Origin of the sequence: Spongiactinospora gelatinilytica (assembly GCF_003236385.1) — a bacterium.
GTDB classification, from domain to species: Bacteria; Actinomycetota; Actinomycetes; order Streptosporangiales; family Streptosporangiaceae; genus Spongiactinospora; species Spongiactinospora gelatinilytica.
Genome location: NZ_POUA01000175.1, coordinates 1 through 14,842, shown reverse-complemented (window position 1 = coordinate 14,842; position 14,842 = coordinate 1). Strand labels below are relative to the sequence as shown.

14 protein-coding genes are annotated in these 14,842 nt (G+C 70.7%); 4 read left to right on the top strand and 10 right to left on the bottom strand.

Features of this window, described 5'->3' with window-relative positions; all coding sequences use genetic code 11:
- Window positions 1-574: 574 nt before the first annotated feature.
- The 4 genes from C1I98_RS21525 to purN form a co-directional block, all read right to left on the bottom strand.
- Window positions 575-1,426, bottom strand: a complete 852-nt coding sequence (locus C1I98_RS21525) for a bifunctional methylenetetrahydrofolate dehydrogenase/methenyltetrahydrofolate cyclohydrolase (protein ID WP_111169237.1) — start codon at window positions 1,424-1,426, stop codon at window positions 575-577.
- 22 nt (window positions 1,427-1,448) lie between these two features.
- The gene (locus C1I98_RS21520) at window positions 1,449-1,634 is read right to left on the bottom strand and encodes a hypothetical protein (protein ID WP_111169236.1); all 186 of its coding nucleotides are present in this window, start codon (window positions 1,632-1,634) and stop codon (window positions 1,449-1,451) included.
- Between the two features lie 238 nt (window positions 1,635-1,872).
- Window positions 1,873-3,423: a bifunctional phosphoribosylaminoimidazolecarboxamide formyltransferase/IMP cyclohydrolase gene (gene purH / locus C1I98_RS21515; protein ID WP_111169235.1), complete on the bottom strand. Its 1,551-nt coding sequence runs from the start codon at window positions 3,421-3,423 to the stop codon at window positions 1,873-1,875.
- A gap of 40 nt (window positions 3,424-3,463) precedes the next feature.
- The gene (gene purN, locus C1I98_RS21510) at window positions 3,464-4,078 is read right to left on the bottom strand and encodes a phosphoribosylglycinamide formyltransferase (protein ID WP_111169234.1); all 615 of its coding nucleotides are present in this window, start codon (window positions 4,076-4,078) and stop codon (window positions 3,464-3,466) included.
- A gap of 97 nt (window positions 4,079-4,175) precedes the next feature.
- On the opposite strand from purN, the gene C1I98_RS21505 reads away from it, so the two are divergent.
- Complete coding sequence (locus tag C1I98_RS21505; protein WP_111169233.1) at window positions 4,176-4,598, top strand: hypothetical protein; 423 nt, start codon at window positions 4,176-4,178, stop codon at window positions 4,596-4,598.
- Window positions 4,599-4,620: 22 nt separating this feature from the next.
- On the opposite strand, the gene C1I98_RS21500 is transcribed toward C1I98_RS21505, so the two are convergent.
- The 4 genes from C1I98_RS21500 to icmB all read right to left on the bottom strand — a co-directional run bounded on the left by C1I98_RS21500 (window position 4,621) and on the right by icmB (window position 9,096).
- A complete protein-coding gene (locus C1I98_RS21500) occupies window positions 4,621-6,264 on the bottom strand; it encodes a cell division protein PerM (RefSeq protein WP_111169232.1) in 1,644 nt (547 codons plus the stop codon).
- Window positions 6,265-6,408: 144 nt separating this feature from the next.
- Window positions 6,409-7,287, bottom strand: coding sequence for a succinate--CoA ligase subunit alpha (gene sucD, locus C1I98_RS21495; protein ID WP_111169231.1), 879 nt, complete (start codon window positions 7,285-7,287; stop codon window positions 6,409-6,411).
- A gap of 2 nt (window positions 7,288-7,289) precedes the next feature.
- On the bottom strand, window positions 7,290-8,471 hold the full coding sequence (gene sucC, locus C1I98_RS21490; protein ID WP_111169230.1) for an ADP-forming succinate--CoA ligase subunit beta: 1,182 nt from the start codon (window positions 8,469-8,471) through the stop codon (window positions 7,290-7,292).
- Between the two features lie 217 nt (window positions 8,472-8,688).
- A complete protein-coding gene (gene icmB, locus C1I98_RS21485) occupies window positions 8,689-9,096 on the bottom strand; it encodes a coenzyme B12-dependent isobutyryl CoA mutase small subunit (protein WP_111169229.1) in 408 nt (135 codons plus the stop codon).
- Window positions 9,097-9,379: 283 nt separating this feature from the next.
- On the opposite strand from icmB, the gene C1I98_RS21480 reads away from it, so the two are divergent.
- On the top strand, window positions 9,380-10,324 hold the full coding sequence (locus tag C1I98_RS21480; protein WP_111169228.1) for an SCO4651 family lipoprotein: 945 nt from the start codon (window positions 9,380-9,382) through the stop codon (window positions 10,322-10,324).
- A gap of 295 nt (window positions 10,325-10,619) precedes the next feature.
- Window positions 10,620-11,432, top strand: a complete 813-nt coding sequence (locus C1I98_RS21475; protein WP_111169227.1) for a hypothetical protein — start codon at window positions 10,620-10,622, stop codon at window positions 11,430-11,432.
- A gap of 63 nt (window positions 11,433-11,495) precedes the next feature.
- On the opposite strand, the gene pcrA is transcribed toward C1I98_RS21475, so the two are convergent.
- Complete coding sequence (gene pcrA, locus C1I98_RS21470; protein ID WP_111169226.1) at window positions 11,496-13,754, bottom strand: DNA helicase PcrA; 2,259 nt, start codon at window positions 13,752-13,754, stop codon at window positions 11,496-11,498.
- Window positions 13,755-13,906: 152 nt separating this feature from the next.
- Here pcrA and C1I98_RS21465 point away from each other — a divergent pair, with 152 nt between their 5' ends.
- Window positions 13,907-14,626 carry a PIG-L deacetylase family protein gene (locus C1I98_RS21465; RefSeq protein WP_111169225.1) on the top strand — a complete coding sequence of 240 codons (720 nt, stop codon included), beginning with the start codon at window positions 13,907-13,909 and terminating at the stop codon, window positions 14,624-14,626.
- Here C1I98_RS21465 and C1I98_RS21460 read toward each other — a convergent pair.
- A partial coding sequence (locus tag C1I98_RS21460) for a type II toxin-antitoxin system VapB family antitoxin (RefSeq protein WP_233508047.1) occupies window positions 14,590-14,842 on the bottom strand: 253 nt, incomplete at its 5' end. The two genes, C1I98_RS21465 and C1I98_RS21460, sit on opposite strands and share 37 nt — an antisense overlap.

The window sequence follows — 14,842 nt, the reverse complement described above, 5'->3', positions numbered from 1 at the left end:
AGATGTGTATAATAGACAGGTGCCAATCCGCCCCGCCCCCAACCGGCGGCGCGGCGGGAGGTAGGACGCGACAGCGGCCGGGGCCTTTTCGGCATTTCCGGTCGCTGTCGCGTGGGCCTGTTAGGGAAGCCGCCGGCTGCGGTGCCAGCGACCCGCTGGTGCAGGCCGCCGCCCACCTTGGGCACGCAGGCGATCGACGCCGCGAACAGGCCGGTCACCTCGGCTTCTGTACGGTGCGCGGCTCCGAGCGGCCGAACTCCGCCTGCACCGGGCGTACGGCCCCTATCTCCGACAACACTCGATCCAACGCGACGGCACCCCCGGCCCGGGGACGGCAGGCATACCATGCCGCCCGTCCTCACCCCAACGCCAGGATCAGCGCCCCTGGCCTCCGGCGGCTTGACGACGTTGGCGAGGAGCATCAGACAAGGTCAACGACAGACCTACCACCCCGCGAGTCCCTACCGACGAGAGCCAGCGGGACTGGCATCCGGCGGCATCAACAACGCTGGCGAGCAGCATCACACGAAGTCAACGGCGGACATACCACGCCGCGGGTCCCTACCGACGAGGGTCAGCGGGACTGGCGCTCGGCGGCTTCGACGACGTTGGTGAGGAGCATGGCGCGGGTCATGGGGCCGACGCCGCCTGGGTTGGGGGCCATGAAGCCGGCGACCTCGGCGACGTCGAGGGCGACGTCGCCGGCGATCTTGCCGTCGACTCGGGACACGCCGACGTCGAGTACGGCGGCGCCCGGCTTGACCATGTCGGCGGTGATCAGGCCCGGTACTCCGGCCGCCGCCACCACGATGTCGGCGCGGCGGACGTGGGCGGCGAGGTCCTGGGTGCCGGTGTGGCAGAGGGTGACCGTGGCGTTTTCGCTGCGGCGGGTGAGCAGCAGCCCGAGTGACCGGCCGACCGTGATGCCGCGCCCGACCACCACGGCCTCCGCGCCCTTGGTCGGCACCCCGAACTCCTGGAGCAGCGCGACGATCCCCCGCGGCGTGCACGGCAGCGGCGCGTCCACCATGTGGACCAGGCGGCCGAGGTTGATCGGGTGCAGCCCGTCGGCGTCCTTCGCCGGATCGATCCGCTCGATCAGCGGCATCGTGTCCAGGTGTCTGGGCAACGGAAGCTGGACCAGGTAGCCGGTACACTCCCGCATCGCGTTCAACTCGTCGATGACGGCCTCGACATCGGCCTGGGTGGCGTCTTCAGGCAGGTCCCTGCGGATGGAGGCGATGCCCACCTCGTTGCAGTCACGGTGCTTGCCCGCCACGTAGATCTGGCTGCCCGGGTCGTCGCCAACCAGCACCGTGCCGAGCCCGGGGGTGACGCCCCGCTCTTTCAGCGCGGCCACCCGAACCGTCAGGTCGGCCTTGATCTTCGCCGCGGTTGCCTTGCCGTCCAGTCGTTGCGCGCTCATGGCAGTAATCCTATGGGTGCCGTCAGCGGCTTCCCTCGCGGGCGGCGGCCTCGCGCCGCTCGATGATCCGCCTGGTGAACGGAATCCGCTCCATGGCCAGCCCACCCAGGTAGGCCGCGAAGAACGCGAGGATGATCAGGCCGTACGGGGTGGTACTGAAACCGTTCAGCACGACGAAGGCGTGCATGACAGGGTCGATCCAGGCCATGGGCAAACTCCGGGGCAAGTACGTCTAAGGGGATGCTCCAGATTAACCGCCCGAGCGGCCCACTTTGTCCCGGATCAACCAGCTCCCGCCCTTGGTCATGCCTCCTCACAGCGGATGAAGATCGACGTGTCGAGATCAAGGTCTACGGGCGCGGGCACTCGATCACTCGTCGGCAGCGAGTTGAGGAAATCTGTGTTCGAGTCGGGGCGGGCCCAGCGTAGGGGCCCGCCCCCGGGTGTCAGTGGAAGAAGTGGCGGGTGCCCGTGAAGTACAGGGAGATCCCGGCGTTCTGGGCCGCCTCGATGACCTCGGCGTCGCGGATGGAGCCGCCCGGCTCGACCACTGCGCGGACGCCCGCGTCGGCGAGGACCATGAGGCCGTCAGAGAAGGGGAAGTAGGCGTCGGAGGCGGCGACCGAGCCGGTGGCGCGCTCGCCCGCGCGGGTGACCGCGAGGCGGGCGGAGTCGACCCGGTTGACCTGCCCCATGCCGACCCCGACCGTGGCGCGGTCGGCGGCGAGCAGGATGGCGTTCGACTTCACCGAACGGCAGGCCCGCCAGGCGAAGGACAGGTCGGCGAACACCTCGGCGGAGACCGCCGGGCCCGCCCTCAGCTCCCACGACGACGGCGTGTCGCCGGGGGCGTCGAGGCGGTCCACGCCCTGCACCAGCAGCCCGCCGTCGATCCTGCGGAACTCGCTGGCGTCGGCCGGTCCCGATGGGCAGCGCAGCAGGCGGATGTTCTTCTTGCCGCGCAGCACGGCCAGGGCCTGCTCGTCGAACGCGGTGGCCACCACGACCTCGGTGAAGATCTCCGCGATCTGCTCCGCCAGCTCGGCGGTGACCGCCCCGTTGATCGCGATCACCCCGCCGTACGCGGACACCGGGTCGCAGGCGTGCGCCTTGCGGTGGGCCTCGGCGACGTCCGCGCCGACCGCGATGCCGCACGGGTTGGCGTGCTTGATGATCGCCACGCACGGGTCGGCGAAGTCCCAGGCGGCCCGCCAGGCGGCGTCGGCGTCGACGTAGTTGTTGTAGGACATCTCCTTGCCGTGCAGTTGCTCGGCCCCGGCCAGCCCGCCGGTCTGCGCGGTGCCGGTGTAGAGGGCGGCCCGCTGGTGCGGGTTCTCGCCGTACCGCAGCACCGACGCCCGCTGCCAGGTCGCGCCCATGAAGCCGGGCCACTCGTCGTCGGCCACGTCCTCGCGGGTGGCGAACCACGAGGCCACGGCCACGTCGTAGGCGGCGGTGCGGGCGTAGGCGCCCGCGGCGAGGCGGCGGCGGGCCGCCTCGGTGAAGCCGCCCTCGGCGACCGCGGCCAGCACGTCGCCATAGGAGGCGGGGTCCACGACGACGGCGACCGTGGAGTGGTTCTTCGCGGCGGCGCGGATCATGGCGGGGCCGCCGATGTCGATCTGCTCGACGCACTCCGCGTCGGACGCCCCGGAGGCGACCGTCTCACTGAACGGGTACAGGTTGACCACGACCAGCTCGAACGGCTCGATCTCCAGCTTGTCGAGCTGGGCCACGTGGCCGGGGTTGCGCGTATCGGCCAGCAGGCCCGCGTGAACCCTCGGGTGCAGGGTCTTCACCCTGCCGTCCAGGCACTCGGGGAACCCGGTCAGCGACTCCACGGGGGTCACCCGCACGCCGTACGACGCGATCCGCGCCGCCGTGCCCCCGGTCGAGACGATCTCGACGCCTGCCGCGTCGAGGCCGCGGGCCAGCTCCTCAAGCCCGGATTTGTCGTACACGGCGATCAACGCGCGCCTGACGGCGATGCGGGTCACTTCTCATCCTTCCTGGCGGGAACTACTCAAAGCCCGGCGGTCACCCGCCAAGGCGAACTCTCCGGCCCGAGACGGACCAGCCCTCGCGGGCCATCCGCCCGATCGTCTCGACCAGCAGCACCCGCTCCACGGCCTTGATCCGCTCGTGCAGCAGGTGCTCGTCGTCTCCGTCGTACACGGGGACGGTCTCCTGGGCGATGATCGGGCCGGTGTCCACGCCCGCGTCGGCGAACATGACCGTACAGCCGGTCACCCGCACGCCGTACGCCAGGGCGTCGCGTACGCCGTGCGCGCCGGGAAAGGCCGGCAGCAGCGCCGGATGCGTGTTGACCACCGGGAACGCCTCGATGGTGGGCGCACCCAGGATCTTCATGAAGCCGGCGCACACCACCAGATCCGGCTTCCAGGCGGCGATGCGCCGGGCCAGCGCGGTGTCCCACTCGGCGCGGTCGGGGTGGTCGGCCAGCCGTTCCACGAACGTCGGCACGCCGGCCCGCTCGGCCCTGGCCAGCCCCTCGATGCCGGTGCGGTCGGCCCCCACGGCGACGATCTCGGCCCCGTAGCCGGCCTCTCGCGAGGCGTCCAGCAGGGCCTGGAGGTTGGTCCCTGAACCGGAGACGAGCACCACGAGCCGGAGAGCGGCCTGGTCGGACACGGAGGGACTCCATTCGGGCAGAGGTCACCGGGACGGCGGGATCCCGCGCGCCGCAGCCAGGGTACCCTCCGAGGAGAGCAAGGCAGAGGAGGCCCAGGTGACGACACCCGTCCAGACCCCCATCGGGCAGCAGACCCCGGAGGCGGCGGGCCGCCGGGCGGTATGGCTGGCGCTGGCGGCGGTGGCGATGACCCTGCTGTTGCCGCTCGCGGGTGTCGTGCTGTGCATGATCGCCCTGGTGACCGGCATCCGCGCGGTGGGCGCGCTGCGCCGGGCGGCCAAGCCGTCCGCCCTGGCCGTGACGGCCGTCGTCGTCTCGACGCTGTCGCTGCTGTGGTCGCTGCTCGCGATCGCCGGCCAGATCTACTTCAGCCAGGAGCTGGCCGCCTACACCGAGTGCAAGATCGGCGCGGGCACGGTGGCGTCCATGGAGGAGTGCGTGAACCTCCTGGAGCGCGGGCTGGAGCAGAAGATGCCCTTCCTGAAGCCGGGCGACCTGCAGTTCCCGTTCGCGCCCTGAGCCGGGCGGTTCGCGCCGGGGCTCAGTCGCGGTCCCAGGCGTACGGATCGACGTAGATGACGTGGCCCCCGCGGTCGTCGCTCTCATCGACGATGTCCTTGCGGGGGGTGCCCTGCCGCCGGGCCGCCGAGTCGGCGCCCGCCTCGGCCGAGGCGTGCTCGTCCATCCAGTCGTCCCTTACGGCGGGGATCTCCTGGGTGTCGTCCTCGGCGGCGTCCAGCCAGTGTCCGGGCAGCCGGTGGACGGCGTCCTGGCGTGGTTCGGCCAGGCCCACCCGGCCGGCCACCTTGGCCAGCGCCGCGCCCGCCTTGCGCACCGGGGCCGCCGCCGTACCGAGCCTGGCCAGCGCCCCGGCGTGACCGCGGGAGGCCCGGAACACCAGCCACCAGTTGGACACACCCGCCGCGGCCCCTGCGGCCACGCCGACCTCCAGGGTGACCGACAGCATGACCTCCCACGCGGAGGGGCCGACGGCGGCCAGCCGGCCGTAGCCGAGCGGCCCGCCGGACAGCGCGGCCAGCAGCCCCGCCACCGCGCCCGTGGTCAGCCCGCACACGAACCCCCACAGCGGCGCGACCTCGTAGGAGGGCGACGGCGCGACCCGGACCAGGACCAGCCCGGCCACCGCGCCCGCCGCGAACGGCAGCGCGGGCAGGGCCATCAGCCACGGCGAGGCGGGCCCGGCGTCCGGCAGCGCGGCGAAGATCGGCAGGGTCGGCACCTCGCCGAGCTGTACGCCGGTCGGCGCCACCAGGGTGCCACTGCCGATCGCGAACCCGGGCCCGGCGATGTAGGCCAGCCCCCAGATGACGCAGTTGAGCAGGTAGAGGGCCTGGATCAGGATAAGCAGCGTGCCGCCGACGACCCCGGGCGACAGCGCGTCCGTCAGCTCGCGCACCTCGCCGAAGTTGATCACGACGGCCCCGAGCACCAGCACGAACCCGGCGGCCAGCATGATCGCCAGTGCGGTCGCGGTGCCCTGCGTGAGGGCCCTGGCCCGCTCGGGCAGCAGCCGCAGCATGATCCGCCAGGGCCCGATGGTCCTGGCGGTGGCCAGGCAGCCCGCGGCGAAGGCCAGCAGCAGGTGGCTGACCAGCACTTCGGCGAGGTGCGGCTGGGTGATGTCGTTGCGCGCGATGAGCGCGATCACCCCGGCCAGCAGCGCGTACGGCGCGGCGAGCGAGACGCCCGCCTGGGCCACCAGTACGAGCTGGGCGCGGCGGCGGGCGCTCGCGAGGTCCTTGGAGCTGCCCTTGGGCAGCCGGGCGGGCATCCGCACCCGCAGGTCGGCGTCCCTGGCCATCCACAGGGCGGCGCGGTAGAGCAGGTAGGCGGGCAGTACGACCAGGCCGAGCGGCAGCAGCCCGATCCGGCCGCTGGGAATGGAGAAGCCCGCGTGGTGGGCGGCCAGCCAGAGCTGCGCCGCCGTACGGAAGACCCCCGGCAGCCCGGGGCCGAACGCGCCGCGCGGAGCGGCGATCCAGCCGATCAGGGTGAGCGTGGTGAGCACGGCGAGGCCGACGCCCAGGGTGCAGGCGGCGGCGATCATGCCGGAGACGGGCAGCGGACGGCGCGTGTCGTCATCGTCGCCCGTGACCCCGGAGCGGGGGATTTTCCCGAGAACGGTCCGGGGGGCGGTCCGTAGCTGGTCGAAGAGGGCCGTCACAGTAGTCGATGTTCTCAGCATGGACGGCTCGCGCGGCGTTGCCCGGCCCGCGTGTCGCCCGGTTGGGGGCCCATTTCGGGAGACTTCCCCCAGGAACGACCGAGGGTGCCGGGTTCGGCACCCGGCACCCTCGGTTCGCGCCTGCTACGCGCGCGAGCGCATGATCTCGCGCATCAGCGCGGCGGTCTCGCTGGGCGTCTTGCCCACCCGTACGCCGACCTTCTCCAGCGCTTCCTTCTTGGCCTGCGCGGTGCCCGAGGAGCCGGACACGATCGCGCCGGCGTGGCCCATCGTCTTGCCCTCGGGCGCGGTGAACCCGGCCACGTACGCGACCACCGGCTTGGTCACCGACCGCTCGATGAACGCCGCGGCCCGCTCCTCGGCATCTCCACCGATCTCGCCGATCATCACGATCGCCTCGGTCTGCGGGTCGGCCTCGAAGGCGGCCAGGGCGTCGATGTGCGTGGTGCCGATCACCGGGTCGCCGCCGATCCCCACGGCCGTGGAGAAGCCCACGTCGGCCAGCTCGTACATGAGCTGGTAGGTCAGCGTCCCGGACTTGGACACCAGCCCGACCGGGCCGGGGCGGGTGATGTCGGCGGGGATGATGCCCGCGTTGGAGGCGTCCGGCGAGGCGATGCCCGGGCAGTTGGGGCCGATGATCCGGGTCGCGTTGCCCTTGGCGACGGCGTAGGCCCAGGCTTCGGTGGAGTCGTGTACCGGCACGCCCTCGGTGATCACCACGCACAGCGGCACCGCGGCGTCGATCGCCTCCTTGACCGCGCCCTTGGTGAACGCCGGGGGCACGAACACGACGGACACGTCGGCGCCGGTCTTGTCCATCGCCTCGGCCACCGAGCCGAAGACCGGCAGCCCCTCGTGTACCGTGCCGGCCTTGCGGGCGTTGACGCCGCCGACGACGTTGGCGCCGGAGGCCAGCATCCGCCGGGTGTGCTTGGTGCCCTCGGACCCGGTCATGCCCTGCACGATGATCCGCGACCGCTCGGTCAGCCAGATCGCCATCTTCAGCTCACCCCTACCGCGGCCAGCTCGGCCGCCCGCCGTGCCGCATCGTCCATGGTGTCCACCAGTTCGACCCCGGCCAGGTTCGCGTCGGCCAGGATCTGCCGCCCGAGCGCGGCGTTGTTGCCGTCCAGGCGTACCACGAGCGGCCGCGACACCGCCTCGCCCCGCTCCTCCAGCAGCCGGAACGCCGCGACGACGCCGTTGGCCACCGCGTCGCAGGCGGTGATGCCGCCGAACACGTTCACGAAGATCGAGCGCACCGACGGGTCGGACAGGATGATCTCCAGGCCGGCCGCCATCACCTCGGCGGACGCGCCGCCGCCGATGTCCAGGAAGTTGGCCGGGCGCTGCCCGCCGAACGGCTCCCCGGCGTAGGCCACCACGTCGAGGGTGGACATCACCAGGCCGGCGCCGTTGCCGATGATCCCGACGCTGCCGTCCAGCTTGACGTAGTTGAGGTCGCGGGCCTTGGCCGCGGCCTCCAGCGGGTCCTCGGCGCTCTTGTCGGCGAGGGCCTCATGGTCGGGCTGGCGGAAGGCGGCGTTGTCGTCGAGGGTCACCTTCCCGTCGAGGGCCTTCACCTGGCCGTCGGCGGCCAGGATCATCGGGTTGACCTCGACGAGGGTGGCGTCTTCGTCCACGAAGGCGCACCAGAGCTTCTCGATCAGCTCGGCCGCGCCCTCGAGCGCGCGCGCGGGCAGCCCGCCGGCCTGGGCGATCTCCTTGGCCTTGGTGCGGTCCACGCCCGTCAGCGGGGAGATGGAGACCTTGGCCACCTTCTCCGGAGCGGTGTGCGCGACCTCTTCGATGTCCATGCCGCCGGAGGCGGAGCAGATGGCCAGGAAGTCGCGGTTGGCGCGGTCGAGGAGGAAGGAGAAGTAGTACTCCTCGGCGATCGCGCTGGCCTCCTCGACGAGGACCTTGTGGACCGTGTGGCCCTTGATGTCCATGCCAAGGATCTCGGTGGCCTTCTTGGCCGCGTCGGCGGCGTCGTCGGCCAGCTTCACTCCGCCGGCCTTGCCGCGGCCCCCGGTCTTCACCTGGGCTTTCACGACGACCCGGCCGGTCAACTGCTCCGCCGCGCCGCGCGCCTCCTCGGGGGTGTGCGCGACGATGCCGCGCGGCACCGGGATGCCGTAGGCCGCGAAGAGGTCCTTCGCCTGATGTTCGAACAGGTCCACGAGGGTCCGTCCTTGCTTTTCCGGCTTCTTTGCTACTTGTGGTCTTCGGGTGCGCGGGAAGGCATGCGGGGCCCGGGTCGGGCCGCTACAAGATCCGCCGACTGCCCGGCGTTTTCGCCAGTGAAGCCTAGCCCCCCGAAAGACCCGCGCAGGTCACGGGGTCGGTTTTAGCCCCGTCAGACAACCCCATAGAAGCGGCAAAGCATCACAAACCCCACTAAACGCGTGCAGGGATCGCGCCACGGACCCACTCCACTATCTCCTGGGTGGTCGCGCCGGGGGTGAAGACCTTGGCCACGCCCAGGCGGTCCAGCTCGGGAATGTCCTCGTCCGGGATGATGCCGCCGCCGAAGACCTTGATGTCGGCGGCGTCCTGTTCGCGGAGGAGTTCGAGGACGCGCGCGAAGAGCGTCATGTGCGCGCCGGACAGGATGGACAGCCCGATCGCCTGGACGTCCTCCTGGATCGCGCCGTGCACGATCTGCTCGGGGGTCTGATGCAGGCCCATGTAGACGACCTCCATGCCCGCGTCGCGCAGGGCCCGCGCCACGATCTTGACGCCCCGGTCATGGCCGTCGAGCCCGGGCTTGGCGATCACGACACGGATCCGTTCGGTGGGTTCCATCCAGACCTCCCAGGGGGCGTTGCCTTCTCCCGCAGCGTAACCGCACCCCAGGCAAGCCGCCTACCACACCCCACCCCCACATGAGTGTGAAACGCGGCACTTCCGCACAAGAAACGCACAAGATTTACGGAATGCGATGCCCCCGATACCCGATGCCGCTATTCATCTTCATTAACTTCTACATTTCCAGGACTCGTGACATTTCCGTTATCACGGGCTGCCAGTATGTACCGGCACCGTCTCGCGATTCCAGCGAGACGACTTACTGGAGGATCGAATCCCTATGAGGCGACTCATCGCCATCGCGGCCGCAGCGCTCGTCGCGCCCGCTCTGGCCATGGCGACCCCCGCGAGCGCGCAGGCGGCGACGGCCCCCGCCACGCCGGGCGACGCCTTGAAGAAGCAGTTCAGGAACAACCACGGTGTTTCCTACACCGAGTCTTCCCAGACCACTCTCGACGGGAAGCGGCTCGTCGGCACCAAGGTCAAGGCGACCTATCAGTTCGGCGGCTCGGGGATCGTGGCGTCCGATGCCACCTACCGCCAGATCTGGGACAAGAAAATGCTCGACTCCTTCAAGAAGGACGCCGAGCACGATTACAGCGGCGAGCAGGAGATCGACTTCGTCAAGCTGTTCACCGCGCCGTACCGGGTGATCACGCTTCCGAAGGCGTCCTACATCTCCCACCCTGCCATCACCGAGCACCTGCCCCAGGGCAAGTCGTGGGTCCCGGTGAAGGGCAAGGACGCGATCAAGCCGACCGACATGAACTCGCAGGCGATCAACGTCTTCGAGCCCAAGACGCTCACCGCGATCACGGCGAGCGCCAAGGCCAAGGGCAACGGCGGCAAGGTGGACGGGGCGAGCACCACCGTCTACCGCGGCACGATCACCGTCGCCGAGCTGTACAAGCTCTCGCCGTCGTACCGTGCGCAGTCCGTGAACAGGCCCAAGGGCAAGGAAGCCAAGGTCAAGATCGACTGGAAGCTGTGGCTGGACGCCAAGAACCTCCCGCGGCGGGTGACCACCTCCGTGGAGCAGGAGTTCATGAAGGCGGAGTACCGGGCCGTCATCGACAGCCGGTACTCCTCCTGGGGCGCCAAGGTGACGATCAAGGCCCCGCCGGCCGACCAGGTCGCCAGCCCCGAGGACCTCGACTTCGGCGGCGAGAACCCGATCGACCTGATCCCGGACGGCACGCTGGGCAGTCTCGCCGGCCGGAAGTGACCCACGACCGGTAGGTGAGCCGCTCCACGACGGCCCCGCGCTCCTGCGAGCGCGGGGCCGTTTCGTCATGTCCGGCTTCTGGCATCCCTGCCTTTTACCGAAATTAGTTCGTACACGAACTTTATTCGTCGGAACCCGGCGCTCCCGGTCGATACCGTGACCGAACCGAGATCTTGAAGTTCGGGGGAATCAGATGAACGTGCGCTGGAAGGCCGCCTTGGCCGTAGCCACGATAAGCACCGCCACCGCGGCGGCGATGACGAGTGCCGCGGGCCCGGCGACGGCGAAGGACACGGTGACGCCGGTCGATCACATCCTGCCCGGCTGGGCCGTCGATCCCACGGCCCCGGTGGCCGCGCTGCGCCGGCAGTTCGCCGAGCGCCGCGGGGTACGCGTCGCCGAGGTCACCACCAGCGCGGTCAACGGGGAACCGGTGGCGCGGGTGCGCACCGACACCACGGTGGACTTCGAGAAGTCCGGGCCGGTCGCGACAAGGGTGTCCATCACCGCGAACACCTCCGGTGCGAGCGTGCGCATGGAACCGGAGACGGCCTGGCCGCTCATCACCGACGACGCCTACTACCCGGGCTACACCGGCAATCCGGGTAACCCGGGCTACCCGGCCTACCCGGGTCCGGGCGCCCCGCGATTCGCCGCCGCGACTCCCACCTCCGCGGGGCCGGTCCACCTGCTGGAGCCCGACACGCTGCGGGCCGTACTGCTCAGCGCCTACACCGGCAGGCAGCCGTCAGAGGTTCTCGACGGCACGCCCACCACGGTGATGTCCGGCACGATCAGCATGGGCGAGCTGGGCCGCATCTCCCCGGGATTCCGCAGCACCCACGCCAGGTACGACCCGGACACGGCGGTGAGCTGGCGGCTCTGGCTCGGCCAGGACGAACTGCCCCGGCGGCTCACCACCACCTGGACCAGGCTCGACAATTCGCGCTCCAGGACCACGACGATCAACGACTCGCGGTTCACCGAGTGGGGCAGGCGCGCCGAGCGGCCCACGCCCGAGTCGCGCCGGGCCACGGCGATCGACCTCGGCTCCGTGGGCGTCAAGCTCCAGGGACTGCCGGACTTTCTGTCCGGTCTCTTCCGCTGATCGCACCGCGCACCCCGGACAGGGCCCATCGTGGCCCGGTCCGGGGTGCGCGTTTCGCGTGGATCAGAGTTTTTCCATCGGGGCGTAGGCGGCCATGAGGATCTTTTCGCCCGAGGCCCCGAAGTCCACCTTGACCTTGGCCTTCTCCGCCATGCCGTCCACCGAGACCACCGTGCCCAGCCCGAACTTGTCGTGGGTGACCCGGTCGCCCGGCGCGTAGGAGGCCACCGGCCGGCCACCGGTGTCGCGGGAGCGGGCCGCGGGCTCGCGCCGGGTGGTCGCCGCGGACCAGGCGGACTTCTCCGGGTCGGTACGCCAGTCGATCAGGTCGCGCGGCACCTCGGCCAGGAACCGCGAGGCCGGGTTGAACGAGGGCGCGCCCCACGAACTGCGCACCGCCGCCCTGGTGACATAGAGCCGCTGCTGGGCGCGGGTGATGCCGACGTAGGCCAGGCGGCGCTCCTCTTCCAGCTCCTTGGGCTCGCCGAGCGAGCGGGAGTGCGGGAACACGCCGTCTTCCAGGCCGGTCAGGAACACCACGGGGAACTCCAGCCCCTTGGCCGTGTGCAGGGTCATCAGCGTCACCACCCCGCCCGAGGTGGACTCGGGGGCCCGCTCGCCCGGCGGCACGACGCCCGCGCCGCCGCCGGGGATCTGGTCGGCGTCGGCCACCAGCGAGACCTGCTCAAGGAACTGGACCAGCGTGCCCTCCGGGTCGGCCTCCTCGAACTCGGCGGCCACCGCGATCAGCTCGTCCAGGTTTTCCAGGCGGCTTTCGTCCTGTGGATCTTCGGAGTTTTCCAGCTCGGCCCGGTAGCCGGTGCTGACCAGCACGTCTTCGGCCAGCGCGGCGGGCGGCACGCCCTCGGCCTTCTCCTGCAGCTCGGTCAGCAGCGCGGTGAACTCCTTGATCGCGTTGAGCGACCGGGTGGCCAGGCCGGGGGCCTCCTCGGCCCGCAGCAGCCCCTCCCAGAACGAGATCCGCTCTCTGGTGGCGAACGCCTCCACCATCGCCTCGGCCCGGTCGCCGATGCCGCGCTTGGGCACGTTGATGATCCGCCGCAGGGACACCACGTCGCCGGGGTTGGCCAGCACCCGCAGGTAGGCCAGCAGGTCGCGGACCTCCTTGCGCTCGTAGAAGCGCACCCCGCCGACCACCTTGTACGGCAGGCCGGTGCGGATGAAGATCTCCTCGAAGACCCGGGAGGCCGCGTTGGTGCGGTAGAAGACCGCCACCTGGCCGGGCGTGACGCCCTCGTCGTCGGCCAGCTTGTCGACCTCCTGGGCGACGAACATGGCCTCGTCGTGTTCGTTGTCGGCGACATAGCCGACGATCTTGGGCCCGGCGCCCTGGTCGGACCAGAGGTTCTTCGGCTTGCGGCTCTCGTTGCGGGAGATGACGGCGTTGGCGGCGCTCAGGATGTTCTGAGTGGAACGGTAGTTTTGTTCCAGCATGATCGTCCGGGCGTCGGGGTAGTCGCGCTCGAACTCCATGATGTTGCGGATGGTCGCGCCGCGGAACGCGTAGATCGACTGGTCGGCGTCGCCGACCACGCACAGCTCGGACCGGTCGTCGCCCTCGCGGACCACGTCACCGTCGGCGGTCTTCACCGCCGTGTGCCCGACCAGCTCCCTGACCAGGGTGTACTGGGCGTGGTTGGTGTCCTGGTACTCGTCGACCATGACGTGCCGGAACCGCCGCCGGTAGTGCTCGGCGACCTCGGGGAACGCCTGGAACAGGTTGACCGTGAGCATGATCAGGTCGTCGAAGTCCATCGCGCCGGCCTCGGTGAGCCGCCGCTGGTAGGCGCGGTACGCCTCGGCGAGGGTCTTCTCCAGGTGCGAGCCGGCCCGGTCGGCGGCCGACTCGTAGTCGATCAGCTCGTTCTTCAGGTTGCTGACCTGGGCGGAGAACGACCGGGGCGGGTAGCGCTTGGGATCGAGGTCCATCTCCCGGCAGACCATCGCCATCAGGCGCTGGGAGTCGGCCTGGTCGTAGATGGAAAAGCCGCTGGGGAAGCCGAGCCGTTTGGCCTCGCGGCGCAGGATGCGGACGCACGCGCTGTGGAAGGTCATCACCCACATCGCGGCCGAACGCGGGCCGACCAGCTTGTCGACCCGCTCCTTCATCTCGCGCGCGGCCTTGTTGGTGAAGGTGATCGCGAGGATCTCCGACGGCCGGGCGTCGCGCTCGGCCAGCAGATAGGCGATGCGGTGCGTGAGCACCCTGGTCTTCCCCGAGCCGGCGCCGGCCACGATGAGCAGCGGGCCGCCGTGGTGGATGACGGCCTCCCGCTGCTGCGGGTTGAGGCCGTCGAGCAACGGATGATCAGCAGAGACTCGGGTGAACACCCCCCTAGGTTATGACCGGGCACCGACAAGTACGGCCATGAAGCCCGGAATAGCGCCCACTTTCGCGGCGTTGCGCGGGGAAGAGGATCAACGGGGAACCCGAGACCACGGGAGGCCGCTCAGTGCTGCGCGACGATGAGATCACCAAGGTGCTCACCGTGATGGCCCACCCCGACGACATCGACTTCTCCGCGGCCGGCACGATCGCCACGCTGGTGGACCGCGGGGTCGAGGTGATCTACTGCCTGGCCACCGACGGCGACGCGGGCGGCTTCGACCGGGAGCTGGACAGCGGCGGCATGGGGGCGCTGCGCCGGGCCGAGCAGACCGCCGCGGCGAAGGCCGTCGGGGTGACAGACCTGCGGTTCCTCGGCTACCCGGACGGCACGGTCGAGGCCGGGCTGGGCCTGCGCCGCGACATCGCCCGGGTGATCCGCCAGGTGCGGCCCGACCTCGTCATCACCCACAGCCCCGAGCGCAACTACGCCGTCATCGCGCCCAGCCATCCCGACCACCGGGCGGTCGGCTCGGCCGCCCTCGACGCGGTCTACCCGGACGCGCGCAATCCCTACGCCTTCCCCGAACTGCTGTCCGAAGAGGGGCTCACCGCCTGGACGGTCCGTGAGGTGTGGCTGGTCGGGGGTCCGGCCCCCGACCACTTCGTGGACATCACCGCCACGATCGACCGCAAGCTGGCCGCCCTGCAGGCGCACGCGAGCCAGATCTCCCACCTGGAGACCTTCGCCGACTTCGTACGGCAGCGGTTCGCCGAGACGGCCGAGCGCGCGGGGCTGGGCCCCGATGCCTACGCCGAGGCGTTCCAGAGGGTCTCGACCGACTGACGCCCGGCGCACGGCGTGCCCGGCTCGGCCGGGCGGCGCCTCCCGTCGATCGGGCGGCGGCGTACGTCGACCGGCTGGCCGGCGCGTTCGGCCACGAGCCGCAGCGCCGCCTCCACGGTCTCCTTCATGGTCCGTGTGCCGAGCTGGCGCTGCGCCGACTCCAGCAGTTCCTTGTCCACGTCGATGACGGTACGCACGTTGACCCCACCTCCCGAC